This is a genomic window from Pseudomonas reidholzensis, from assembly GCF_900536025.1.
Lineage (GTDB): Bacteria > Pseudomonadota > Gammaproteobacteria > Pseudomonadales > Pseudomonadaceae > Aquipseudomonas > Aquipseudomonas reidholzensis.
In genome coordinates, this window is sequence record NZ_UNOZ01000030.1 from 102,665 (window position 1) to 127,256 (window position 24,592).

Here is a 24,592-nt window from a genome sequence, read left to right on the forward strand (position 1 = left end):
TTGTGGGAGCGGGTTTACCCGCGAAGAGGCCAGGGCTGCCAGCCACTGTATTACAGGCTGAAATCACCCTCAGCCACCAGCGTGCTCAACGGCTGACGCGGGCTTGGCACTTCACGCGCCTGCAGCCCTTCGGCCAAGGTCGCCTTGTCACCCAGCTTGCCGATCGCAACCATGGCATGCAGGACATAGCCCTCAGGGATCTTCAGCTCTTTACGCGCCAGTTCCTGGTCGAACCCGGCCATGCCGTGGGTGTGCCAGCCGCTGAGGCTCGCCTGCAGCGCCAGATGGCCCCAGGCCGAACCGGTGTCGAAGGTGTGCCACAGGGCCGGGGTCTCTTCACTGGCGCCTGGCGCGGTGAAGGTGGTCTTGGAAATCACCAGCACCAGCGCCGACGCGTGTTGCGCCCAGCTGCGGTTGAACGGCACCAGCAGCTCCAGGTAGCGTTCCCAGCTCGGCGTGTCGCGGCGCGCAAACAGGAAGCGCCACGGCTGCGAGTTGTAGGCCGACGGCGCCCAGCGCGCGGCCTCGAAGAAGCTCAGCAGGGTCTCTTCGCTGATCGGCTCGGGGCTGAACGCCCGCGGCGACCAGCGGTTGATGAACTGCTCGTTGATGGCGTACTCGGCAATGCGTGGGTTGGCGCTCATGGCTGATCCTGCAGAGAGTGGGGTAAACCCCGCACGCTACTGCGTCTGGGCGGTACTGACAAGCGGTCTGGCTTTGCCGAATGCCAGGCTCTAGACTGGCGCCGCCGCGCTCCATGGGCAACCCTGGTGGCGCGCGCCTACGATAAAGAATATCTGCAGGAAACCGTGTGATGATGGCTGACAACGCGCCCTTCTGGCGGCGCAAGACCCTCGACCAGCTCAGCGCGCAAGAGTGGGAATCGCTCTGCGACGGCTGTGGCATGTGCTGCCTGCAAAAGCTCGAGGACGAAGACGACAACAGCGTCTACTACACGCGCATCGCCTGTAAGTTGCTCGACCTCGACAGCTGCCAGTGCAGCGATTACCCGAACCGTTTCAAGCACGTGCCGGACTGCATCCAGCTCACCCCGGGCAAGGCTGACCAGTTCAAGTGGCTGCCGCCGACCTGTGGCTACCGCCTGGTCAGCGAGGGCAAGGACCTGCCGGCCTGGCACCACCTGGTCTGCGGCGATCGCCAGCAGGTCCATGAGCAGCGTATTTCCCAGTCCGGGCGCATGCTCAGCGAAGACGCCGTGGACGAAGACGACTGGGAAGACCACCTGATTTTCCGCGCCGGCTGATCCCCCGGCCTTTCGCCTCTGCTGAACAAGGAGTTTTGTATGCGTCGCCCGCTGCTGTTGGCCCTCGCGCTGGCATTGTGCTCGCCGGCCTGGGCCAAGAAGGTCGATCTGGATTACCAGGTGCGCCTGCTGCCCGGCAGCGGCCAGGCCGAGGTGCGCCTGACCCTCGCCGAGGGCAGCGCGGTGCGCAGCCTTGACTTCGACCTGGGCAAGCAGGGCGCCTACAGCGCATTCCAGGCCGATGGCCAGTGGCAGCTGCAAGGCGAGCGCGGGGTCTGGCGGCCAGCACCGGGCAAGACCAGCCTCAGTTACCGTGTGCAGCTCGACCAGAAGCCGCACAGCGGTGCCTACGAAAGCCGCATCACGCCGCAGTGGGCGGTGTTTCGCGGCGATCAGCTGGTGCCACCGGCACGCCTCGACCAGCAGGACGGCACCGAACTGGTGGCGCGCCTGGCGTTTGATCTGCCGGCGGGCTGGAAGAGCGTGGAAACGCCCTGGCCGCGCATTGGCAAGCAGAAGTTTCGCATCGATAACGTCTCGCGGTTGTTCGACCGGCCGACCGGCTGGATGCTCGCCGGCAACCTCGGCAGCCGCCGCGCGCGCCTGGGCGAGACCGAGGTGACCGTGGTCGCGCCGCAAGGGCAGGGCATGCGGCGCATGGACACGCTGACCTTGCTGACCTTTGTCTGGCCGCAACTGCAGGCAGTGTTCCCGCGCAATCCGCCCAAGCTGCTGCTGGTCGGCGCGCGTGACGAGATGTGGCGCGGGGTGCTGGCGGGGCGCAATTCGCTGTTCCTGCACAGTAACCGGCCACTGATCGGCGAGAGCGGCAACAGCCCGTTGCTGCGCGAGCTGGTGCAGTTGTTTGCCCAGGTCAATGACCGCGATGGCAGCGACTGGGTTGGTGAGAGCCTGACCGACTATTACGCCACCGAATTGCTGCGCCGTGCGGGTGGCCTGAGTGATGACCGCTATGAAGCCTGGCAAGCGCGCTTGCACAAGCAGGGCGACAAGGTCACCCGGCTGCGGGGGAACCAGGCTGATCCGCGGCAGGTGGCGCGCGGTGTGCTGTTATTGCAGTCGCTCGATCGGGAGATCCGCCTGCACACCCAGAACAAGCGCTCGCTGGATGATGTGGCGCGCGGCCTGATGCGCTTGCCGAGCGTCAATACCGACGAATTCATCAAGATCAGCGAGAGCGTGCTGGGCCGCGAGTCCGAAGTGCTGCAGAGCAAACTGCTGCGCTAGTACTATTTTTGGGGCCGCTGCGCGGCCCTTTCGCGACACAAGGCCGCTCCCACAGACACGGCGCCGCCGCCCCTGTGGGAGCGGCCTTGCCGGGGCGCCGGACCGGTCGGAAAGGGCTGCAAAGCAGCCCCAAAGGGGCAACTCAAACCTTCGGCTTGCCGCCCAGCAGATCATTCCCCAGCACCGTCACCCCGCGCGTCGCCGCTTCAGCGCTCGCCCTGAGCACCTCCAGCTCCGCCGCACTGCGCTGGATATCACCGCGCAAACGCTGAAACTCCTGGCGGTGGCGCAACCACCAGGCCTTGGTCGAGCAATGGCCGCTGAAGCCCCGGGCCAGCGCGAGGCCGCCTACCGCCACCTGCAGCAAGCCGATCAGGCCGCCATGGCGCAGCCCCTTGCTGAGCATCAAGGCACCGCCGGCCAGCGAGCTGGCCCGCTCAAGTCCATGAACGTTGTGCTCCTTGGCCAGTAAGGAAGAATGAGTGTCGAGCATGGCAAGGTCTCCGTGGGAAGTGTAAGCAGCTGACCCTGGAGCACCTGCGGGCGTTCAGTCGATGTGCCAGGCGGCGTACCCCGCAGGCATCGCAGATTTCCAGGCGCATGTCTTGTCTGGAGCGATTCATGTCGTGTTTGGCAATGCAGCCTTCAGCGTGTTTAATCACACCCCTACGCGACGTCGGCAGATTTCTAAAATACCCTCTGCAGCCCAATGAATACGGGGTCTACAGAGTTTGTGCCGTTCATCGAAATAGCTGTAGACACATTGTCTAACAGTACCCTATAGTCATTATACAAATAGTAGACATAGCGCTATGACAACAAAGAAGGCCGCCATGAACGCCACTCCGCATGTTCAGCCCGTCAGCACCGAAGTGCCCCAGGACCGCAAGGCCGTCCTGGACCAGGCCCTGCGTCGGCGGATCCTCAGCATGGAGCTCGCCCCAGGCGCAGTGGTGGATGAACTGGCCCTGTGCGAAGAGTTCGGCCTGTCCCGTCCTCCGGTGCGAGAGCTGCTGCGGCAGATCGCTGCCGAGGGCTACATCGAACTCGAAGCCAACCGTGCGCCGCGCGTCGCGGCGATGAACCACCAGTCGCTGCACAGCTTCTACCTCGCCGCGCCGCTGATCTACGTCGCCACCAGCCAGCTGGCCGCCAGCTACGCCACGGCCGCTGAAATCGAAGTGCTCAAGGGCATCCAGGCGCAGTTCCGTCAGGCGATCAAGGATCGCGACGTGGAAAACCGCGTGCTCTACAACGATGCCTTCCACCTCGAAATCGGCCGCATGGCCCACAACGACTACCTCATGCCCAGCCTGCGTCGACTGCTGATCGACCATACCCGCCTGGGCAAGATCTTCTACCGTCACCCGACCACCGACGACATGCAGCGCGACCTCGAGATCGCCTGTGAACAGCATGACCAGATGATCGCCGCCATCGAGCGCCGCGATCCGCAGTCTGCCGGCCAGCTGGTGCGCGAGCACTTCGAGCTGTCCCGTCGGCGCATGGCCGAGTACGCCGCACCTCAGGGATTGGAAGTGCCGATCGAGATGTAACGGTTACAGGCACCGTAATGGGCGGTGACCGCATGTCAACAACAACACCCAGGTTCATGAGATGACAAGAATAACTTCGTTGCCTGCTGATGACGCCACCTGTGGCTGGTTCCACCTGAGCCAGGCGCGTCAGCCCCGGCCTGCGCACAGCGGTCAGACCAAGGCCCGCTGGGTGGTGGTCGGCGCCGGTTTCACCGGCCTTGCCGCGGCGCGTCAGCTGGCAACGAAATACCCCGATGACCAGGTCGTGCTGATCGAGGCGCAGGAGGTCGGCTACGGCACCTCCGGGCGGAACGCCGGTTTTGCCATCGACCTGCCGCACGACATCGGGGCCGAGGACTACATTGGCGATATCGAGATCGCCAAGACCATTCTCAAGCTCAACCTGGGCGGCCAGTCATACCTCAAGGAACTGATCGAACGCTACGCCATCGACTGTCAGTTCAAGCACTGCGGCAAGTACCAGGCGGCCGTCGAAGACCGCGGTATTGCGGTGCTCGAAGCCTACCGCCGTGGCCTCGACAAGCTCGACCAGCCGTACCAGATGATCGACGGCCGCGACCTGCCCGAGCACATCGGCACTGAGTTCTACCGCAAGGGCCTGTTCACCCCAGGCACCGCGCTGATCCAGCCCGCGGCCCTGGTCAAAGGCCTGGCGGACAGCCTGCCAAGCAACGTTTCGCTGTACGAGAACACCCCGATCCTGGATGTCGAATACGGCGACAAGGTGGTCCTGCGGCACGCCCAGGGCTCGATCATCGCCGACAACCTGGTGCTGACCACCAATGCCTTCGGCATGAGCTTCGGCTTCCTCAAGGGCCGCATGCTGCCGGTGTTCACCTACGCCAGCATTACCCGCCCGCTGAGCGAAGACGAGCAGGCGCGCCTGGGCGGCAAGCCCTACTGGGGTGTGATCCCGGCAGACCCGTTCGGCACCACCTTGCGCCGCACCGTCGACAATCGCCTGCTGGTGCGCAACAGCTTCAGCTACAACCCGGACGGGCGCAGCAACCGCAAATACCTCGAGCGCTTCGTCGAGCGTCACCGCGACTCGTTCGCCCGGCGCTTCCCGATGTTGCCTGCAGTCGACTTCGAATACACCTGGGGCGGTGCACTGGCACTGTCGCGCAATCACATGGGCTTCTTCGGCAAGTTGGCGCCGAATGTATTTGGCGCACTGTGCTGCAATGGCCTCGGTGTTACCCGTGGCACGGTCACCGGCAAGTTGCTGGCGGACTGGTTGGCTGGCGAGAAGGGCGAACTTATCGACTTCTTGCTGAACGCCCCGGGGCCCTGTGCAAACCCTCCGCAGCCCTTGGTTTCGCTGGGCTTGAACTTGAACTTGATGTGGGGGCAATACCGCGCCGGAAAAGAAAGCTGATCCGTTGACAGGTTAATTATTCGCGTGCAATCCGCTGGGCCTTAGTTGCCCGGCACGGGCGCCCCTTGCCCGAAAACAGGCGATCGAGCCCAGGCTTGATCAGACGAGGCTGAACAGTGTTTTCGGTTTCGCGGGTTTGTTCGCCTTGAATTAAGTGCATACAGAAGTGGCAGGAACAATAATGACAAGTCCGAATATTTCCGTTGAAGATGTACCGCTCAACCGTTTTCACCAGTTGCTCACCGTGCGTTCTGGCGGTGGCTCGTTCGTTGATGGTTATGTGCTGAGCATTGTGGGCGTGGCCTTGGTGCAGATGGCGGCCGGTTTGAGCCTGAACAGTTTCTGGCAGGGCATGATCGCCGCGTCCGCCCTGATCGGGATTTTCTTCGGTGGCTTCCTCGGTGGCTGGCTGACCGACCGCTTCGGCCGTAAACGCGTGTTCTTCGTTGGGCCGATCCTGTTCATGCTGGCGTCGATCAGCCAGTTCTGGGTCGAGTCGGCGCTGGTGCTGTTCCTGCTGCGCTTCGCCATCGGCATTGCCGTGGGCATCGAGTACCCGGTGGCGACCTCGCTGCTGGTGGAGTTCCTGCCCAAGAAGAACCGCGGGCCACGCCTGGCGACCCTGACCATCCTGTGGTTTGCCGGTGCCGCGTTCGCCTATGTGATCGGTGACCTGATCCTGCGCCACGGTGGCGACGAGTCGTGGCGCCTGGTCCTGGCCAGCCCGGTGGTGATTGGCGCGGTGCTGTTCGTGCTGCGCATGGGCACCCCCGAGTCGCCGCGCTGGCTGCTCAGCAAAGGCCGTGCGGCCGAGGCCGAGGCGGTCATCAAACAGGTCTACGGCAATGACTTCTCGCTGCGCAACCTGCCCGAGGAGCCCAAGCAGAAGAAGCTTTCGTTCACCAGCCTGCTGCACTCGGGTTACGGCAAACGCATGCTGTTCGTGGCGATGTTCTGGACGTGTTCGGTGATCCCGGTGTTCGCCGTCTACGCTTTCGCACCCAAAGTACTCGCCGCACTCAACCTCAAGGGTGACTGGGCCTCGTTCGGCTCGGTGGCGATCACCTTCCTGTTCGTCATCGGCTGCATCATCGCCACCCGTCTGATCAACAGCATGGGCCGTCGGCGCATGCTGATCCAGAGCTTTGCCTGGTCGGGCATGGCGCTGCTGGGGCTGGCCGCGTTCCATGCCGGCTCCGAGGTGCTGATCCTCACCCTGTTTGGCGCCTACGCTCTATTCATCGGCGGCGCGCAGGTGCTGCAGCTGGTGTACCCGAACGAGCTGTTCCCGACCGAGATCCGCGCAGGCGCGGTCGGCGTGGGCACTTCGCTGTCGCGGGTCGGTGCCGCAGTCGGCACCTGGCTGGTACCGATGGCGCTGGACAGCTACGGCATCGCTTTCACCATGTACGCCGCGGCCATCGTCACCTTCATCGGCCTGGCGTTCTCCATCGCGCTGGCGCCGGAGACCCGTTCGTTGAACCTGCAGCAAGCTGCGTCCCTGAGCTGAACCACAACAACGCCGTGCCGTCGATCCGGCGCGGCCTGTACAAAACCGATCGTTGCACTGGAGAACTCACCGTGAAATTCGAAGGCATCTATACCCCGGCAATCACCCCATTGGCCGCAGACGGCTCCATCGACAAACCGGCGTTCGCCGAGGTCCTGGAATACCTGGTCGACTCGAAGATCCATGGCGTGATCATCGGCGGCTCCACCGGCGAGTACTACGCCCACACCGCCCAGGAGCGCTTCGACCTGGCCGCCCAGGCCAAGGACGTCCTCAACGGCCGCCTGCCGCTGATCGTCGGCACCGGTGGCATCCGCACCGAAGACGCGGTGGCGTTCGCCAAGCACGCCAAGGAAATCAAGGCTGACGCACTGCTGGTCGGTACGCCGCCGTACGCGCTGCCGACCCAGCAGGAAATCGCCATCCACGTCAAAGCCGTGGACCAGGCCGCCGGCCTGCCGATCATGCTCTACAACTACCCAGGCCGCATGAGCGTGAGCATGGGCGAGGAATTCTTCGACGCGGTCGCCGACGTCAAGAACATCGTCGCCATCAAGGAAAGCTCCGGCGACATGGCCCAGCTGCACCGCCTGGCCATCCACCGCCCGAACATCGCCCTGTCCTGCGGCTGGGACGACCAGGCCCTGGAATTCTTCGCCTGGGGCGCGATCAGCTGGGTCTGTGCCGGCTCCAACTTCATCCCGCGCGAGCACGTTGCCCTGTACGAGGCGTGCGTGATCGAGAAGGACTTCGCCAAAGGCCGTCGCATCATGGCTGAGCTGATGCCGCTGATGGACTTCCTCGAAGGTGGCAAGTTCGTCCAGTCGATCAAGTACGGCAGCGAGCTCCAGGGCCTGCGCACCGGTGGCGTGCGCGCGCCGCTGCAAGGCCTCGACGACAGCGAGAAAGAAGCACTGAAAGCGGTCGTCACGACCCTCAAGCGCAACATCGCCCAGATCACCGGAGGTGCCTGAAATGGCTGATTTGCTGAGCAAGGAACAATACGCCGAGATCGCTGCCAAGCTGGAACTGCGTACCCAGGCGTTCATCGATGGTGAGTTCCGTGACGCCATCTCGGGCCGCACCTTCGTCACCACCAACCCGGCCACCGGCAAGCAGCTGGCTGAAGTCGCCGCGTGCGACGTGCAGGACGTGGACGTTGCCGTGGCCGCGGCCAAGCGCGTCTTCGAAGACGGCGCCTGGTCCAAGCTGCAGCCCGGTGAGCGCAAGCACATCCTGCTGAAGTTCGCCCAACTGCTGGAAGACAACGCGCACGAGTTGGCCGTCCTGGAAGCGCTGGACAGCGGCAAGCCGGTCAGCGAATGTCAGAACGTCGACGTGCCGGAAACCATCCACACCATTCGCTGGCACGCCGAGCTGATCGACAAGATCTACGACGCAACCGCCCCCACCGGCAATGCCGCGGTGACCATGGTCGTGCGTGAAGCGATCGGCGTGGTTGGCCTGGTGCTGCCGTGGAACTTCCCGCTGCTGATGCTGGCCTGGAAGATCGCCCCGTCGCTGGCCGCCGGGTGCTCGATCGTGGTCAAGCCTGCCAAGGAAACCACCCTGACCGCCCTGCGCGTGGTCGAGCTGGCGCACCAGGCCGGCGTGCCTGCCGGTGTGTTCAACCTGGTACCTGGCGGTGGCCGTGAAGTGGGCGAGGCCATTGGCCGCCACATGGACATCCCGATGGTCAGCTTCACCGGCTCGACCGACACCGGCCGGCTGTTCCTCAAATACGCTGCCGAGTCCAACCTCAAGCGCATCGTCCTGGAGCTGGGTGGCAAGAACCCGGCCGTGGTCATGAACGACTGCGAAGACCTCGACGAAGTGGCCCAGTTCGTCACCGCTGGCGCGTTCTGGAACATGGGTGAGAACTGCTCGGCGTCGTCCCGCCTGATCGTCCACAAGGACGTCAAGGACGAGCTGCTGAGCCTGATGGCCAAGCACCTCAAGGACTGGAAACTGGGCGACCCGCTGGACCCGGACAACCGCCTCGGCGCGCTGGTCAGCAAGTCGCACTTCGAGAAGGTCAGCGAGTACCTGCAGTACGCGGCCGAGCAGAAGCTCAACGTGGTGCAGGGCGGCGAGACCGAGTCGGGCGTGTATGTGCAGCCGACCATCGTCGACGGCGTCGAGCCGGGCAGCCGTCTGTTCGTCGAAGAGATCTTTGGCCCCGTGCTGGCGGTGACCAGCTTCTCGACCATCGACGAAGCGATCGAGCTGGCCAACGACACCATCTACGGCCTGGCGGCTTCGGCCTACACCGGTAGCCTGCGCAACGCCCTGCGCCTGTCGCGGGAGATCCGTGCGGGGGTGGTGACGGTCAACTGCTTCGGCGAAGGCGATGCCTCGACGCCGTTCGGTGGCTACAAGGAGTCTGGCTTCGGTGGGCGTGACAAGTCCATCTGGGCCCACGATCAGTACACGGAGATCAAGACCATCTGGATCAACGCTTCGTAAGCTGATGACACGAGCAAGACCTGTGCTGTTCTGACGGAGCTCAGCACAAACCCGGGCCCCCGACCTCTACGCAGGTTGGGGGCTTTTTCGTGCCTCGCTGAGGGTGAGGCGGCGCGTGCCTACTTGAACTTGGGCCCCGAGCGGGTATTCAGCCCTTTGGCCAGCCGGTCATAGAGCACCACGTTGACCGTGGCCGCGAGGTTCATGCAGCCTTCGGTCGGGATATAGATGGTCTCTTCACACCAGGCCCGCACGCTCTCGTCGAGCGTGCCGTCTTCCGGGCCGAAGATGTAGATGGCCCGGTCCGGATGGGTGTACTCCGGCAACGGCCGAGCCCCTTCGACCAGTTCCACGGCCACAGGCGTACAACCCAGCGGAATGATCCGCTGCAGGTCATCGATGCCAATCAGGGGGATGTCGTAATGCACCCGCTTGGTATCAGTCACGAAATCGCGTGCGCGCTCGTAGCGCTTGCCGGTGTAGAACACCGAGTTGACGCCGTAGCAACCCGCCGCGCGCATCACCGAACCGACGTTCTCCGCAGACTTGGGATTGAACAGGCCGATGCAGCTGTACCGTTTGTTAGCCACGTGCCGGGGCCCTTCGCAAAAAAGACGCGATTATACGGGCTCGCCGGCCACTGTGGGGGTCAGTCTTTCTTCAGCAGCCCAGCCAGCCCGGCGAACGGGTTGTGGGTGGCCTTGGCGATGCTCGGGGTGCTGGTCGAGCCTTCGCTGAAGTACTGCTGGTCGGTGTAGCGCGAATGTTCGTTGTCGTGGCAGTACAGGCACAGCAGCTCCCAGTTCGAACCGTCCTGGGGGTTGTTGTCGTGGTTGTGGTCACGGTGGTGCACGGTCAGCTCCGACAGGCGCTTGCCGGCAAACTCACGGGCGCAGCGCCCACAGACGTGCGGGTACATCTTCAGGGCCTTGTCGCGGTAGCCCATTTCCTTGTCGCGCTTGGCGTCGGCAATGATCCGGTCGAGGCGGGCGGTGGCGGAGAGGGTGGAGCTCATGGTGTTACCTTTCTTGTAATCAGGCGAATGACGGTTATAGGGTTGAGTCTAGCGCGCTTGCGGGCCAGCCGGACAGGCAAAAACCGCAACAAGCGCGTAGGCTGTAAACAGATTCCCGACAGGAGGTTGCAGATGTTGCATGCGATCCTCGCCGCATTGATCGTGGCTGCCGTACCGTTGGCCGAAGCCGCTGGGCAGCAGCCACGCATCAGCACCCCGGTGCCTGGCGCACCGGGCACGGCCACGCCCACGCCGTACCCACAGATCACCCCCAGCGCGCCGCCCAAGGCTTACGACAGCCAGCCCGGCGCGCCACTGCTGCCGCCCATGCCGGTGCCCGGGCCGCCCAGGGACCAGCCGTTGCCCGGCCTCCAGCAACCGCCGTCGCGGCCGCCACCCAAGGACGACTAGACCTGCGCCAGGCGCTGGCCGTCCTGCATGCGCAGGCGTTTCGACAGGGCCACGGCCAGCGCGCGGATGATCCGTGCGGCGATGCGCGGCGCCTCGTTGAGCATCTTTTCCAGCGAGTCCTTGCCCAGGGTGAGCAGCTGGCACTCGCTGGCGGCAATGCAACTGGCCGAGCGCCGCTCGCCGTCGAGCACGGCCATTTCACCGAAAGCGCCGCGGCGCAGGGTGGCGATCTCGACTTGCTGGCCAGCGCTGTCGGTCTTGCGCACCGAGACCTGGCCACGGTGCAGGATGCACATGAAGGTGCCGGCGTCGCCTTCTGCAAAAATGCTTTCACCCGCATTCATGTGGGCGAGGCTGAAGTAGCCGGCGACGGCCTGGAATTCGGTGGGTTGCAGGGTATCGAACAAGCCGCAGTCCATGAGCATGTCGCGGATCTCGGCATTCAGCTGGGATTGGTCAGGCATCTGTTGTTCTTCTGTTCATCTCGCGGACGCGCGGTCGGCGCGCCCACGAGGGAGTGTTGTCGGTCGCAGGCTATGACAACCAAAAACGCGTTTTACGCCACGCCCAGCTCATTGAACACGAACGCATATTCCAGCGCCACATCACGCAGGCCCTGGTAACGCCCGCTCATGCCGCCGTGCCCGGCGCCCATCTCGGTCTTGAGCAGCAGCAGGTTGTCGTCGGTCTTGTGCGTGCGCAGGCGTGCCACCCACTTGGCCGCTTCCCAGTACTGCACGCGGCTGTCGTTATAGCCGGCGACCACCAGCATCGCCGGATAAGCCTGCGCCTTGACGTTCTCGTAGGGTGCGTAGGCCTTGATCCGCGCGTGCACCTCGGGCTCCTCGGGGTTGCCCCATTCGTCGTACTCGGTGACGGTCAGCGGTAGCTCGGGGTCGAGCATGGTGTTGAGCACGTCGACGAACGGTACTTCGGCAATCGCGCAGCGGAACAGCTCCGGGCGTTGGTTGAGCACTGCGCCGATCAGCAGGCCACCGGCGCTGCCACCGCTGATCGCCAGCCGGTCACTGCGGGTGACGCCTGCGGCGATCAGGTGCTCGGCGCAGGCGATGAAGTCGTCGAAGGTGTTCTGCTTGTGTTCCTGCTTGCCGGCGCGGTACCACGCCTCGCCGAGCTCGCCACCGCCGCGCACATGGGCGATGGCAAAGGCCACGCCACGCTCCAGCAGGCTCAGGCGGGCGTGCGAGAACCACGGGTCGAGGCTTTCGCCGTAGGCACCATAACCATACAGATAGAGCGGCACGACCTGGTCGAGCTGGTCACGGCGGCGGACCAGGCTGATCGGCACCTGGGTGCCGTCCTGGGCGGTCGCCCACAGGCGCTGGCTGACGTAGGCATCGGCGTCGAAGGCGCCGAGTACCGGGGTCTGCTTGAGCACCTGCTGGGCGCCGTTGGCGAGCTCCAGCTGGCGCACCTGGGCCGGGCGGTTGAGCGCCTCGTAGCGCAGCCGGATGCGCGTGCTGGCGAACTCCAGGCTGTCTTGCACGTACAGGCTGTAGGCCGCGTCCGGCAGCTCGACGCGGTACGGCGCGAGGCCCTGCGGGTGGACTTCGATGATCGGCAGGCCTCCTTCGCGCAGGCTCAGCGACAAGGCGCTGGCATTCAGGCTGAGGCCTTCGAGCATGATGGTTTCGCGGTGGGCTACCAGGACCTGCCACTGATCGCGGCTGGGCACCTGCGCGGCCGGTGCCTGGTACAGGGCGAAGTTGATGCCGTCCTGGTTGCTGCGGATAAACCAGCGCCATTCGCCGTCGAGCTGACCGTGGTCGGGGTAGTACTCGTGGTCTTCCTGGCGCGCCGCCAGGCAGGTGAAGTCGCCGTGCGGGGTATCGGCATCGAGCACCCAGGCTTCGCTGGTGGTCTTGCTGTTGAGCAGCAGGATCAGCTGGCGCTCGGAGCTGGCCCGGTAGCAATGCAGGAAGAAGCGCCCGTCCGGCTCTTCGAACACGGTCTGCGCGTCGGCCTCGCCCAGCGTGTGGCGGCGCAGGCGCCAAGGGCGGTGGGTGTCGTCGAGTTCGGCGAACAACAGCGTCTGGCTGTCGTTGGCCCAGGTCATGCTGCCGTCGCAGTCCTCGAAGGGCAGGGTGGTGATGCCACCGCTGGCCAGGTCCTTGACGTACAAGGTGTAGGTTTCTTCGCCGCTGGTGTCGAGGCTGTAGGCCAGCAGGCGGTGGTCGGGGCTGACGTTGAACGCGCCGAGCGAGAGAAAACCGCCGGCGGCCAGGGCGTTGGGGTCGAGCAGCAGTTGTTCGTGGCTTTCGTCGACCGTGTTGCTGTCGTCGGCCGGGCGCGGGCAGCGGTAGTGGCGCGGGTATTCGTCACCGGCGGTGGTGCGCGTGTAGTAGAGCCAGGGGCCCCACGGTGAGGGCAGCGACAGGTCGGTTTCGAGGATGCGGCTTTTGATTTCCTCGAACAATTGTTCGCGCAACGGGGCCTGGTCGGCCAGGCAGGCTTCCTGGTAAGCGTTTTCGGCTTGCAGGTAGGCCAGCACCTCGGGGGTGTCGCGGTCCTGGAGCCAGGCGTACGGGTCATCGCCGGGGGCCTGGTGGGCGAGGGGGGCGAGGGCGGGTTTGGCGGACATCGATGTTCCTCTGGCTCTGAACGTAGGGTGGCTTTACCGCCCTCTTCGCGGGTAAACCCGCTCCCACAGAGTCTGCGCGAATCTCTGTGGGAGCGGCTTTACCCGCGAAGGGGCCATAACAGGCGCCTTGGATTGGCTGAGCGGGCGCCTGCGCCTAAAAGTGTTTATCATAGGCATCTCTTTGCCTGGCTTGCACGAACACCATGACCGAGAACGACTATACCCTCGCCTGGGGCCTCTACGCCGTGGCCGCACTGGGCTGTCTGCTGGTGAGCTTCAAACTCACTGGCTGGATGTGGCGTTGGCTGCGCGAACCGCTGCGGGTGATCGTCGCGGTGCTGCTGCTGACCCCGACCATCGTCGACCCGGTCAAGGAGAGCTTCGCCCCGGCCATCGCCATCAGCGCCCTGGATATCGCCTTCAAGGTCGGTAACAACGCCTGGCGCGCGGCCTCCGACCTGGCCATGTACGGGATGCTCGCGTTTGCCCTGTACCTGGTGTTCGTGCTGGTCCGTTGGCCGCTGGAAAAACGCGCCCGTGAGCGCCGCGAGCAGGCCGATGCCGCCGCCCAGCGCCAGCTCGAGGAAGACGACCAGGTGCTGGTCGAGGCGCCGGTCGCCGCCGACCGCAATGACCGTTACCGCAACGATCCGCCGCCTGCGGCCCCTGACCGTGGTCGGGTCGAGCCACGTCTTTAAGGGAAGCGCGAGTATGTGCGAACTGCTGGGCATGAGTGCCAACGTCCCCACCGATATCGTTTTCAGCTTTACCGGCCTGATGCAGCGCGGCGGCCGTACCGGCCCGCACCGCGATGGCTGGGGCATCGCCTTCTATGAGGGCCGTGGCCTGCGCCTGTTCCAGGACCCGGCGGCGAGCTGCGAGTCGGAAGTGGCCAACCTGGTGCAGCGTTACCCGATCAAGAGCGAGGTGGTCATCGGCCACATTCGCCAGGCCAACGTCGGCAAGGTCTGCCTGACCAACACCCACCCGTTCGTGCGCGAACTGTGGGGCCACAACTGGTGCTTCGCGCACAACGGCCAGTTGGCCGAATTCAGCGGCCAGACCAGCTTCTACCGGCCGGTTGGCGACACCGACAGCGAAGCGGCCTTCTGCGACCTGCTCAACCGCGTGCGCAGCGCCTTCCCCGAGCCGGTCGAGGTAGAGCAGTTGCTGCCGGTGCTGGTCGAAGCCTGTGCCGAGTACCGCGGCAAGGGCGTGTTCAACGGCTTGCTGAGCAACGGCGACTGGCTGTTCTGCTTCTGCTCGACCAAGCTGGTGCACATCACCCGTCGTGCCCCGTTTGGCCCGGCGCGGCTCAAGGATGTCGACGTGATCGTCGATTTCCAGGCCGAAACCACTCCCAATGACGTGGTCACGGTGATCGCCACCGAGGCCCTGACCGAGAACGAGACCTGGAACCGCTACGAGCCCGGGCAATGGGCCTTGTGGCGGCATGGCGAATGCGTCGCCCATGGGCAGAGCTAAGGACCCGGCATGTTCAGAAGTTACCTGCGGTTGCTGTTGTTCACCTTCGGCCTGCTGGCCGGTATCCAGGTCCCGGGTGTAGTCAAAGACTACAGCCAGCGGGTCGAGGCGCATGTGCTCGAGTCGCGCGAGGCGCTGTCGGGCTTCCAGGAAACCGCCCAGCGCTTCTTCAATGGCGACCTGCAGGCCTTGCTGCGCCATTACCGCACGAGCGATGACCCGGTGTTCGTCAGCGACGCCAACAGCATCGAGAGCCTGCTGACCCGCAACGAACTGCTCGAACGCGAGTGGCAGGCGCTGCAGGGCTCGTGGTTGAGCCAGAGCTGGCATGTGCTGGTGCAGGCCGACCCGCAACTGCGCGAAGAGACCTTGAAGGGCTACAGCTACCAGATCCTGCTGGTGCCCGAGGCGATTGGCTGGGGCCTGGGGGCAGGCTTCCTGCTGGCCTTCATGGTCGAGAGCGTGCTGCTGTTGCTGGGCTGGGTGATCATGGGTGGGCGGCGCAAGATCGTCAAAGAGAGCTGGCGCTAGTGCCCTGAGTTCAACGAATCAAAAAGACCACAGGTCGAGCAATTCGATCAGTGTAGCTATGCCCTCCAAGCTATATCGGGCGCGTCCCCCACGACGCCCGAAGCGCAACCCATATAGTCTTCGTTCTATTCTGCATCCATGGACCTGCTGTGAGATGCCTGAAATGCAGCGCACTGCTGATTTTTCATGACTGTAGGATATAAAGTAAAACTATGTAGGATCTTTCCTAAAGCCTTATCTGCAGTGGCAAGGACGCTCATTGTAGGGCATCGTTGTTTGAGTTTGCTGGCTTGGCTTTTTTGGTGTGTCGTGTTTGAGGTCGTTTTGCACTTGAAGATATCGAGTGGTTTTCGATTGCTTTTTACCTTCATGCACGCTTTCCTTAGTATAGGTAGTTGTATGGTGTGCGTGTTTCGTTACCCCGTATTGCCAATGGCGTTGAAATAATAGTCAGTAAATTTATATGCTTCTACTGTTGGTTATGTGTCGCTGCAAGTGCCCATGGATAACCTCGGGTATAGGGCAAGTTGTCATGAGTTGAATTGGGTGGTCTCTCTTCGGCACTCAGAGGCTGGACCTTAAAAGACCTGGCTTAATAGGCCAAGGTTTGGAGTGCCTGTTCGAAACGAAAGGAGACTCTCAATGAAGCAGGCCGATATCGTCGTACCGCTCGTTTTGAAGCACACCCGCACGGTGACCTGTGTCCCTCGCTGGTTTGTCCAGGAAAGCCAGTACCACCCTGAAATCGCCACGTTCACGCCGTTGATCAACGGCGAAGAAACATTTGCGGCCGTGCACCACGCGATTGCCAACGCGACCAAGACGATCGACATCATTTGCTGGGGGTTTCAGCCGTCCATGTATTTCATCCGCGACGGCAACGCCCCGAGCATTGGCGAGCTGCTCAAGAGCAAGGCGGCGCAAGGTGTGCGCGTGCGCGTATTGGGCTGGGAAATGCCAGCCAATGTCGCCGGTGCGGCGGGTGAGGCCAATTTACCGGGCAAGAGCCAGCACTTCGGTCGTGTGCTCCTGGATTGGGATCGGGCGCTGCAAAGTTCCACCGACCGCCAGTACAGCGAAGACATCGACTGGTTCAAGGACTTCGAGGTCGCAGGCAACAAGGCAGTTGAGCGCATCGCCGCTGGGGTGCCGCTGTTTGTCAGTCGAGGTTTTAGCGCCCGTGAGCGCTTGAGCATTTACAAGGAGGTGAGCAAGGGCAGCCTGGATCGGCAAATCGGCTTGAAGATGATCGCGGCGCTGATGGGCGTTCCGACCCATCATCAGAAAAGTGTGCTGGTTGACTACGAGTTGCCGCAGCAAGCGGTCGGCTTTGTCATGGGCCACAACATGCTGGACGAGTACTGGGACACCCCGGCGCATTCGGCGCTAAACCGTAGTGACTACACCCGCCCGGCACCCAATCGCGGCCCGCGCGGCTATAGCCCGCGACAGGATATTTCCAGCCAGGTCAGCGGACCGATCCTGGAGCATCTGCACCACAACTTTGCCATGGCCTGGACCAAGGAGACCGGTGAAGAACTGCTCAAGGCACGCTCGTCGATCGAGGTCGGGCGCAAGCTTCAATGCCATCACGGCACTCCGCAGATGGCGCAGTTGCTGCGCACTCAGGCGCAGGAGGGTTTGCGTGAAATCGAGCAGCTTTACCTGCAGGCAATCAACAACGCCACCCAGTTCATCTACATCGAGAATCAGTACTTTCGCTGGCCGCCCCTGGCCGAGGCGATCAAGCGCGCCGCCGCCATGCAGACCGCCGAGGGCCGCGACCCTGGGTTGCATGGCGTGCTGCACCTGTTCGTGGTCACCAACGCCAGCGACGACGCCATAGGCGCCGGTACGGCGAACACCCAGCGCATGCTCGAAAGCCTCGGGCGTGCCGACACCATCCCTGAGGTTACTCGCCTGCAGCGCATCGAACAGGCCAGGCGAGAGATCCCGGCGCCACTGGACCCGCGTGACCGGATGGGCACGCTGAAGCTGGAGGCGCAGACCGAAGCCATCAATGCCAGCGTGATCAAACCGGAAGAAATCCCAGGCTTGAAGATTCACGTGTGCTCACTGGTCGCCCCCGACTCGCCAGCAGGCTGGCCATGGATGCCGGTGTATATCCACAGCAAGTTGATGATTATCGACGACGTGTTCACCACGCTGGGGTCGGCCAATATCAATACTCGCAGTATGCAGGTGGATAGCGAACTGAATATTGCGCATGAGTGGCCGAGTGTGACGAAGGCGATGCGGCAAAGGTTGTGGGATCTGCATACGGGTGGGGAGGGGGCGCAGGATAAACCGGCTGAGGCGTTTGATACGTGGAAAGAAATTATTGATGATAATAAAAATCGTCAGCGTGACAAGGGCGTGCCACGGTGTTCGGTTGTTGAGTTTTATTATGAAAATGCGATTTTGAAGGATCTTGACTAATGCGCTGTCTGTTAGTGGCTTGTAGCGTGTTGCTGGCGTCTTGTGACGCTGATGGAAAATTCGTTTTCTCGACCAAGGAGATTTTTGTGAAACCACTTAGTGGCGTCGAGATCAACCTGATATTTACCTGTGCTCATGAGGAGATCCCTGCTCCACAGCCAGACACTGATTTGCTGTTTCAGTACGCACGCTGGATGCAGAAAAACAATCAGCTGAAGAAGGTAAAGGCAGTGAGTTTGGAGGTCGAGCGCTTGTATCGGATAAGTAGTGAAAATGGTCACTTTAAAGCCAATATAAACTTGCAGAACGGTGCTATGCGCGGGGATTTTGAGCTTCGTGGCGATGAATATTTGCGTCTGAGTCAGCAGTTGATTGAGGCGAAAGTTGCAACGGGATACTACTTTGTCGCTATTTTCTTACAGCAGGGTGCGGCCGGCCTGCGGATGGATCCAGAGATGGCAATGCGTTACTACCGTAAAGCTGCTGACGAGGGGAGCGCTCAGGCTCAGTATTATGTGGCTGACAAACTAGCTCCACGTGATATAGCCCCAGATATTGCTCGGCAGATGTATCGCTGTGCCGCTACGCAAGGTAATGGCAGGGCTGCAGTGTTCGCGGGTATGGAACGTCGGGACACAGAAAATTATCAAGAAGCGCTGGAATTCTTTCAGATGGCGGCCGCAGCGGGTTACAGCAGTGCCGCCAGCCGTTTGGTGAAAGCATTCCGAACCACCGAACCCGATGGTCGAGTTTATTACCTTGGTCAACGGGAGGATCTTGAGCGTGCTGATCGCTACAAAAGCATCTGGCGGGTACTCTCCAACTACTCCTATGCCGCCCCCAGCGTCCCCGAGATCAACGAAATTGTCCCGTTGCCCCCTGCAACGCTGCCACCTTGGGACGGTAAGTTGCAATGGCTTGAAACACGCCTGGCCAATGTCCCTCCGGAAAAGCCCAGTGAAGTACTGATTCATCAGTTGGCCAAGGCTAAAGTTCTCGATCCTGCTACCGGCAAACCCATGCCTGGCTCACCAGCCTTCAGCGATGCAAATTTTCCGGTCATGACCTGCGTCAGTGGTGAAGTGTGCCCGCAAACCGGTTACTGGAAAATAATCTTGACCAGTTGGACCGAGCACATCCGCTATTTCGAGGAGGGTGATGTTATGCCGCGGCATTTAATGACCTGGCCTGAACCTCGACTGTGGCCGCTGCGCGACAAGATTGTTCAGCGTGAAGAACGCGTGAGGTGGGGGCTCCTTGGGTGAAGCGGGCGGGCCGAAATAGTTGCGTGTTCTGACGGTACATGTTCTAGAGGGTTTCGACTGATGCGCTGGATGATGCTGGTACTCTCACTACTTTTAACGGGCTGTGATGAGAGTGGGGAATTTGTTTTTTCCACTAGGGAACCTGTCGTGGATTCGCTTGATGCGACGGACATAGACCTGAAATTCACGTGCGTCCATGAGCAAGTGCCTGCTCCGCAGTCGGGCCCAGATGTTCTGTTTAAGTACGCTCGGTGGCTGCAGAAGAATAATCAGCTTAAGCAGGACAGGCTAATCGATAGCGAGATCGAACGGCTATACCGTATCGGGGCTGAAAATGGACATTTTAAGGCTAGTATAAATTTACAAAATGGCGCGATGCGCGGGAGATTCCAGCTCTATGGCGACGAGCACCTGCGTCTAAGTCAGAAATTAATAGAGGCCGAGATAGCGACGGGTTACTATTTTGTTGCGATTTTTTTGCAGCAGGGTAGCGCCGGTCTTCAGAGAGATCAGGAGATGTCACTGCGTTACTATCGCAAGGCAGCATATCTAGGTAATGTTCAGGCTCTATATCATGTTGCATCAAAACTAGCGCCAGTTGATTTTGCCCCTGATGTGGCTCGGCAGATGCGCCGCTGCGCTGCTGAACAAGGTGACGGCAGAGCAGCACTAGCTCTCGCCACTCATTTCCAGTTGGTTGGTAGTTTTAAGGAGGCTGTAGATCTATTTCAGTTGGGCGTAGGTGCTGGTAATTCCGTCGCTGCACTTGCACTTAGAGAGGGGTTTCGAGAATTCTCCCCTCCTGATGAACGCAATTACCTTGGGCTGAGAGAGGACTTAGAGCGCTCGGAGCGTTATAGGCGGATCGGCACCGTACTCAGTAACTATTCATATGCGAGCCCCTCAGTCCCTGAAATTAACGATATTGTCCCACTTCCTCCTGCCAAGTTACCCCCGTGGGACGGAAAACTGCAATGGCTTGAAGCACGTCTGGCCAATGTTCCTCCGGAAAAACCCAGCGAAGTACTGATTCATCAGTTGGCCAAAGCGAAGGTTCTCGACCCTGCCACTGGTAAGCCCATGCCAGGTTATCCGGCCTTCAGCGACGCCAGCTTCCCTATCATGACCTGCGTCAGTGGCGACGGGTGTCCGCGACCGGGTTACTGGAAAATAATCTTGACCAGTTGGACTGAGCATATTCGGTATTTCGAGGAGGGTGATGTTATGCCGCAGCATTTAATGACCTGGCCTGAACCTCGACTGTGGCCGCTGCGCGACAAGATTGTTCAGCGTGAAGAACGCGTGAGGTGGGGGCTCCTTGGGTGAAAACTGGTGGGCCGAAATGGTTGCGTGTTTCGACGGTACATGTTCTAGAGGATTTCGACTGATGCGCTGGATGCTGCTGGTGTTTTCACTAATTCTAACGGGCTGTGATGAGAGTACAGACTTTGTTTTTTTCACCAAGAACAGTCCATCCTCTCACGGGAAGAAGCTAACAATGAATCCGGGAGTTAATGATTACGGGAGGCTAATATTCACGTGCGCCCGCGAGCTGGCTCCGGCTCTACCCCCGGATGCAAACATTTTATTTGAGTATGCGCGATGGCTGCAAAAAAATAATTTGCTCAAGCGAGACGCAAGCGTTAACGCAGAAATTGCACGGCTGTATCGTATTGCTGCTGAGCACGGGCATTATAAAGCCAACATCAATCTGCAGAATGGCGCGATGCGTGGACGCTTTTCAATGCGCGCAGGCGAGCATTTAAGGTTCAGTCAGCAGCTAATCGATGCTGGTGTCGCCAGTGGGTATTGGTTTATAGGTTACTTCCTCCAGCAGGGGAGCGCCGGACTAAAGCGGGATCCAGAGATGGCACTACGTTATTTTCGCCGGGCCGCAGATGAAGGGAGTGCTGAGGCTCAGTATTCCCTAGCAGAGAAACTAGCACCTATCGACATCGCTCCGGAGATTGCTAGAGAAATGCGTCGTTGCGCTGCCGAACAAGGGCATGGAAAAGCAGCGCTCGCGTTGGGTATTAATCTCTCGAACAGCGGCCATTACCGTGAAGCGATGACGGTATACCAGCTCGGGGCGGCAGCAGGCAATAGTACCTCTGCATCGCTGTTGCGGCATGGGTTCGAGGGGGTGGATCCCAGTGATCAGCTGTATTACCTGGCACAACAGGAGGACGTAGAGCGTGCGGAGCGGTATCACAAGATCTGGCGAATTTTGGCGAACTATTCCTACGCCAGTCCATCTGTCCCCGACCTCAATGACATCGTTCCCCTCCCTCCCGCAAAATTGCCGCCATGGGATGGAAAACTGCAATGGTTGGAAGCACACCTGGCTAATGTACCCCCGGAAAAGCCGAGCGAGGTACTGATCCATACTTTGGCCAAAGCCAAGGTTCTCGACCCCGCTACTGGCAAGCCGATGCCAGGCTCACCGGCCTTCAGCGAAGCAAACTTCCCGGTCATGACCTGCATCAGTGGCGAGCCCTGTCCGGAAAGTGGCTATTGGAAAATAATCTGGACTAGTTGGACCGAGCATATCCGCTATTTCGAGGAGGGCGATGTTATGCCGCGGCATTTAATGACCTGGCCTGAACCTCGACTGTGGCCGCTGCGCGACAAGATTGTTCAGCGTGAAGAACGCGTGAGGTGGGGGCTCCTGGGGTGAAGCGGGCGGGCCTAAATAGTTGCGTGTTCTGACGGTACAGTTCTAGAGGATTTCGACTGATGCGCTGGATGCTGCTGGTACTTTCACTACTTCTAACGGGCTGTGATGAGAGTGGGAACTTTGTTTTTTCCACCAGGGAGCCTGTCGTGGATTCGCTTGATGCGACGGACATAGATCTGGAATTCACGTGCGTCCATGAGCGTGTGCCTGCTCCGCAGTCGGGCCCAGATATTCTGTTTAAGTACGCGCGCTGGCTGCAAAAAAATAACCAACTCAAACAAGACAAGGTCGTCCGTGTTGAGGTTGAACGGTTGTATCGTATAAGTAGCGAGAATGGCCATGTCAAAGCGAATATAAACTTGCAGAACGGCGCTATGCGCGGACATTTCGAGCTTCATGGCGAAGAGTACTTGCGTCTGAGTCAACAGTTGATCGAGGCGGGCGTTGCAACAGGCTATTATTTTGTCGGTATTTTCTTGCGGCAAGGTGCGGCCGGTTTGCGGGAGGATCCGGAAATGGCATTGCGTTACTACCGTAAAGCTGCTGATGAGGGGAGCGCCCAGGCTCAGTCTTATGTGGCTGGGAAACTGGCTCCGATCGATGTAGCCCCCGCCGTTGCTCTGCGGATGCGCAAGTGTGCAGCAACGCAAGGCAACGGCGACGCGGCTTCCTCATTGGGCGTGACATTGAAAAGAATGGGGAGCTACAGAGAGGCAATTGAAGCATTTCAGCTAGGCGTGGCTGCAGGTGACGAAGTCTCAAGCTCTTTTTTAGATAAAGGTTTTCGAGGTCCTTTACCGAATGACCGATTGCACTATCTGGGACAGTCAACCGATATGGAACGCGCCGAGCGGTACAAAAAAATATGGCGGATACTTGCTAATTACTCCTACGCTGACCCCAAAGTCCCAGAAATCAACGACATTGTTCCGCTACCTCCCGCAAAGTTGCCGCCTTGGGACGGCAAGCTGCAATGGTTGGAGGCACGCCTGGCCAATGTTCCACCAGAAAAACCCAGCGAGGCACTGATCCATAAGTTGGCGAAAGACAAACTCCTCAATCCAGCCACCGGCAAGCCCATGCCGGGCTCACCGCACTTCATCCGAGCGAACTTCCAATCCATGCCATGCCCCAGTGGCAAGGCCTGCCCCGAGAGTATTCAGCGTGAATCGGAGGCAGTTCGGATGAACGCCCTAGTCACCACTCAAACCCATCTTTCGGTCCAGTGAGGCAAACTATGCGCGGAATTATCCGTATCGGCGACAAAACGACCGGCGGCGGCAACGTGCTGTCGGGGTCCACCGTCATGAAATTCAGCGGTATCGGTGTAGCCCGTGTTGGCGACCCGGTGCAATGCCCTTTACCCGGCCACGGCCGAACAGCCATCGCCGAGGGCCACCCGACTTTCAAGGACAACGGTGCAGCCGTAGCCTTCAATGGCCACCTTTGCGCCTGCGGCTGTGCCTTGGTGTGTTCGCTGCCCGAAGCCGGTGCAAGCTGACATGCCTGTCCACCTCAACCAGCTCCCGCCATTGGCCCCGCGCTCAGCTCCCCCTCGGCTCGGACTCTGGTGTGCCCTGTTAGGCCTTTGCCTGCTGGGTGGCGTGGCAGGGTGGATGCTCTTTGCCGATCAAGCGCTGCGTGAGCGGCCAGCAGCGTTCTGGACACTGGCGCTGGGAGTGCCATTCCTGTGCTGGTGCGTGGTGACCCTAGGTCGCGTGATGCACTACCTCGGCCAGCAGCGTTTGGCGGATAGCTGGGACCAGGCCCGCTTAGATGACCGAACCTTGAGGGTTAGTCAGGGCCGCCGTTGCCTACAGGTACTGGGCGTTAGCCTGTACACCGCGCTGCGGGATAAAGAGCAAGGACCGGCAGCCCAACTCGAAGACTTATTGAGCGGCGCCAAGGCCCTCAAGACGCAGGTGAGCTGGCGGGGCGATGCCGCCCGGCACAGCCAGTTGCCCCGTGAACCTGAAATGGCTGCTGATGAGGTGCTCCTGGAGACACTGGGTCGGGTGCTGGCCGAGCTAGGCAACGTGCTGGCAGGGCTGCCAGAGCAAATGCCCGTGGCGCTGCTGCTGGACATCGACAGCAGTCTGCCGCCAAGCGAGGTGAGCCGAGTCTGGCAGCAGGCGTGGGAAAATTCAGTCATCCGCCAGCCGGTGAAGCTGCTCGAAGGAGGAGGCGGGCTGGAGCGGGTGGACCAGTGGCTCGACCAGCGCCATGACGACGCCGCGCTGCTCATGGTGGTCGCACTCCAGCTTGCGCCTGATCAACCCGCAGGCACGGCGGAAGCCGCCGTTGGGTTGCTACTCGGCAATCCCCAACTCTCCACCCCGCAAACACCGATAGCGCGCTTGCACCGACCACAACAGGAACCGCAGCCGATCACCAGCGCTTGGCTCGACACCGTACGGCAGTCCCTGGACTGGGTGCCGGCGGCAGCCGATGCAATCTCGCACACCTGGCGAGCAGGTATCGATACCCAGCGCGAAGCGGCCATTACTACGGCACTCGTTGAGCTGCAGTTGCCCTCAAAGCACAACCAGACCCTCCACGACCTGGACAGCACCCTGGGACTACCCGGCAGGGTGGCGCCCTGGCTGGCCATCGCGGCAGCGGCCCAGACCATTCAACGCGGTGCAGGTGCGCAACTCATCGTCACAGGCGGCGCCTGCGCAAACACCACGCTCTGGAGCGTGGTGCTGACGCCTGCTGCACCTCTATCGACATAGGGAACTC

24 protein-coding genes are annotated in these 24,592 nt (G+C 61.2%); 18 read left to right on the forward strand and 6 right to left on the reverse strand.

Annotated elements, in window-relative coordinates; genetic code table 11:
• Nucleotides 1-50 precede the first annotated feature (50 nt).
• Entirely contained in the window at nt 51-644 is a 594-nt protein-coding gene (locus CCOS865_RS20055) for a nitroreductase family protein (protein WP_119144046.1), read from the reverse strand.
• Nucleotides 645-814: 170 nt separating this feature from the next.
• Here CCOS865_RS20055 and CCOS865_RS20060 point away from each other — a divergent pair, with 170 nt between their 5' ends.
• On the forward strand, nt 815-1,264 hold the full coding sequence (locus tag CCOS865_RS20060; protein WP_119144048.1) for a YcgN family cysteine cluster protein: 450 nt from the start codon (nt 815-817) through the stop codon (nt 1,262-1,264).
• A 39-nt stretch (nt 1,265-1,303) separates the two neighbouring features.
• The gene (locus tag CCOS865_RS20065) at nt 1,304-2,512 is read left to right on the forward strand and encodes a hypothetical protein (RefSeq protein WP_119144050.1); all 1,209 of its coding nucleotides are present in this window, start codon (nt 1,304-1,306) and stop codon (nt 2,510-2,512) included.
• A gap of 142 nt (nt 2,513-2,654) precedes the next feature.
• On the opposite strand, the gene CCOS865_RS20070 is transcribed toward CCOS865_RS20065, so the two are convergent.
• Nucleotides 2,655-3,005: a YgaP-like transmembrane domain gene (locus CCOS865_RS20070; RefSeq protein ID WP_119144052.1), complete on the reverse strand. Its 351-nt coding sequence runs from the start codon at nt 3,003-3,005 to the stop codon at nt 2,655-2,657.
• 340 nt (nt 3,006-3,345) lie between these two features.
• Here CCOS865_RS20070 and CCOS865_RS20075 point away from each other — a divergent pair, with 340 nt between their 5' ends.
• The 5 genes from CCOS865_RS20075 (at nt 3,346) to CCOS865_RS20095 (ending at nt 9,425) form a co-directional block, all read left to right on the forward strand.
• Nucleotides 3,346-4,068: a GntR family transcriptional regulator gene (locus tag CCOS865_RS20075; RefSeq protein ID WP_119144054.1), complete on the forward strand. Its 723-nt coding sequence runs from the start codon at nt 3,346-3,348 to the stop codon at nt 4,066-4,068.
• A 61-nt stretch (nt 4,069-4,129) separates the two neighbouring features.
• Nucleotides 4,130-5,449, forward strand: coding sequence for an NAD(P)/FAD-dependent oxidoreductase (locus tag CCOS865_RS20080; protein ID WP_119144056.1), 1,320 nt, complete (start codon nt 4,130-4,132; stop codon nt 5,447-5,449).
• A 181-nt stretch (nt 5,450-5,630) separates the two neighbouring features.
• Entirely contained in the window at nt 5,631-6,959 is a 1,329-nt protein-coding gene (locus tag CCOS865_RS20085) for an MFS transporter (RefSeq protein WP_119144058.1), read from the forward strand.
• 71 nt (nt 6,960-7,030) lie between these two features.
• Nucleotides 7,031-7,933 (forward strand): dihydrodipicolinate synthase family protein, encoded by a 903-nt coding sequence (locus CCOS865_RS20090; RefSeq protein WP_119144060.1) that lies wholly within the window; start codon nt 7,031-7,033, stop codon nt 7,931-7,933.
• A gap of 1 nt (nt 7,934) precedes the next feature.
• Nucleotides 7,935-9,425 carry an aldehyde dehydrogenase gene (locus tag CCOS865_RS20095; RefSeq protein ID WP_119144062.1) on the forward strand — a complete coding sequence of 497 codons (1,491 nt, stop codon included), beginning with the start codon at nt 7,935-7,937 and terminating at the stop codon, nt 9,423-9,425.
• A 119-nt stretch (nt 9,426-9,544) separates the two neighbouring features.
• Here the strand turns inward: CCOS865_RS20095 and CCOS865_RS20100 are convergent, their stop codons facing one another.
• Together CCOS865_RS20100 and CCOS865_RS20105 are read right to left on the reverse strand one after the other, a co-directional pair.
• The gene (locus tag CCOS865_RS20100; protein WP_119144064.1) at nt 9,545-10,015 is read right to left on the reverse strand and encodes an RNA methyltransferase; all 471 of its coding nucleotides are present in this window, start codon (nt 10,013-10,015) and stop codon (nt 9,545-9,547) included.
• 59 nt (nt 10,016-10,074) lie between these two features.
• Entirely contained in the window at nt 10,075-10,440 is a 366-nt protein-coding gene (locus tag CCOS865_RS20105) for a YajD family HNH nuclease (protein WP_119144066.1), read from the reverse strand.
• 132 nt (nt 10,441-10,572) lie between these two features.
• Between CCOS865_RS20105 and CCOS865_RS20110 the strand changes: the two genes are divergently transcribed.
• Nucleotides 10,573-10,851: a hypothetical protein gene (locus tag CCOS865_RS20110; protein ID WP_119144068.1), complete on the forward strand. Its 279-nt coding sequence runs from the start codon at nt 10,573-10,575 to the stop codon at nt 10,849-10,851.
• Here the strand turns inward: CCOS865_RS20110 and CCOS865_RS20115 are convergent.
• On the reverse strand, nt 10,848-11,315 hold the full coding sequence (locus CCOS865_RS20115; protein ID WP_119144070.1) for a cyclic nucleotide-binding domain-containing protein: 468 nt from the start codon (nt 11,313-11,315) through the stop codon (nt 10,848-10,850). The genes CCOS865_RS20110 and CCOS865_RS20115 overlap by 4 nt on opposite strands.
• A gap of 92 nt (nt 11,316-11,407) precedes the next feature.
• On the reverse strand, nt 11,408-13,453 hold the full coding sequence (locus tag CCOS865_RS20120) for a S9 family peptidase (RefSeq protein WP_119144072.1): 2,046 nt from the start codon (nt 13,451-13,453) through the stop codon (nt 11,408-11,410).
• A 203-nt stretch (nt 13,454-13,656) separates the two neighbouring features.
• Between CCOS865_RS20120 and CCOS865_RS20125 the strand changes: the two genes are divergently transcribed.
• The 10 genes from CCOS865_RS20125 (at nt 13,657) to CCOS865_RS20170 (ending at nt 24,585) form a co-directional block, all read left to right on the forward strand.
• Nucleotides 13,657-14,151 (forward strand): MFS transporter, encoded by a 495-nt coding sequence (locus CCOS865_RS20125; protein ID WP_119144074.1) that lies wholly within the window; start codon nt 13,657-13,659, stop codon nt 14,149-14,151.
• Nucleotides 14,152-14,164: 13 nt separating this feature from the next.
• Complete coding sequence (locus tag CCOS865_RS20130; RefSeq protein WP_119144076.1) at nt 14,165-14,938, forward strand: class II glutamine amidotransferase; 774 nt, start codon at nt 14,165-14,167, stop codon at nt 14,936-14,938.
• A gap of 9 nt (nt 14,939-14,947) precedes the next feature.
• Nucleotides 14,948-15,469 carry a DUF2937 family protein gene (locus CCOS865_RS20135; RefSeq protein ID WP_119144078.1) on the forward strand — a complete coding sequence of 174 codons (522 nt, stop codon included), beginning with the start codon at nt 14,948-14,950 and terminating at the stop codon, nt 15,467-15,469.
• Nucleotides 15,470-16,111: 642 nt separating this feature from the next.
• Nucleotides 16,112-17,908 (forward strand): phospholipase D-like domain-containing protein, encoded by a 1,797-nt coding sequence (locus tag CCOS865_RS20140; RefSeq protein WP_119144080.1) that lies wholly within the window; start codon nt 16,112-16,114, stop codon nt 17,906-17,908.
• A gap of 86 nt (nt 17,909-17,994) precedes the next feature.
• A complete protein-coding gene (locus tag CCOS865_RS20145) occupies nt 17,995-19,173 on the forward strand; it encodes an SEL1-like repeat protein (RefSeq protein ID WP_341868397.1) in 1,179 nt (392 codons plus the stop codon).
• A 60-nt stretch (nt 19,174-19,233) separates the two neighbouring features.
• Complete coding sequence (locus CCOS865_RS20150; protein WP_119144084.1) at nt 19,234-20,499, forward strand: SEL1-like repeat protein; 1,266 nt, start codon at nt 19,234-19,236, stop codon at nt 20,497-20,499.
• Between the two features lie 61 nt (nt 20,500-20,560).
• Nucleotides 20,561-21,850, forward strand: a complete 1,290-nt coding sequence (locus CCOS865_RS20155; protein WP_119144086.1) for an SEL1-like repeat protein — start codon at nt 20,561-20,563, stop codon at nt 21,848-21,850.
• A 59-nt stretch (nt 21,851-21,909) separates the two neighbouring features.
• Nucleotides 21,910-23,079: an SEL1-like repeat protein gene (locus tag CCOS865_RS20160; RefSeq protein WP_244216145.1), complete on the forward strand. Its 1,170-nt coding sequence runs from the start codon at nt 21,910-21,912 to the stop codon at nt 23,077-23,079.
• 8 nt (nt 23,080-23,087) lie between these two features.
• Complete coding sequence (locus CCOS865_RS20165) at nt 23,088-23,351, forward strand: PAAR domain-containing protein (RefSeq protein WP_119144088.1); 264 nt, start codon at nt 23,088-23,090, stop codon at nt 23,349-23,351.
• Between the two features lie 115 nt (nt 23,352-23,466).
• On the forward strand, nt 23,467-24,585 hold the full coding sequence (locus CCOS865_RS20170) for a hypothetical protein (RefSeq protein WP_244216146.1): 1,119 nt from the start codon (nt 23,467-23,469) through the stop codon (nt 24,583-24,585).
• Nucleotides 24,586-24,592 lie beyond the last annotated feature (7 nt).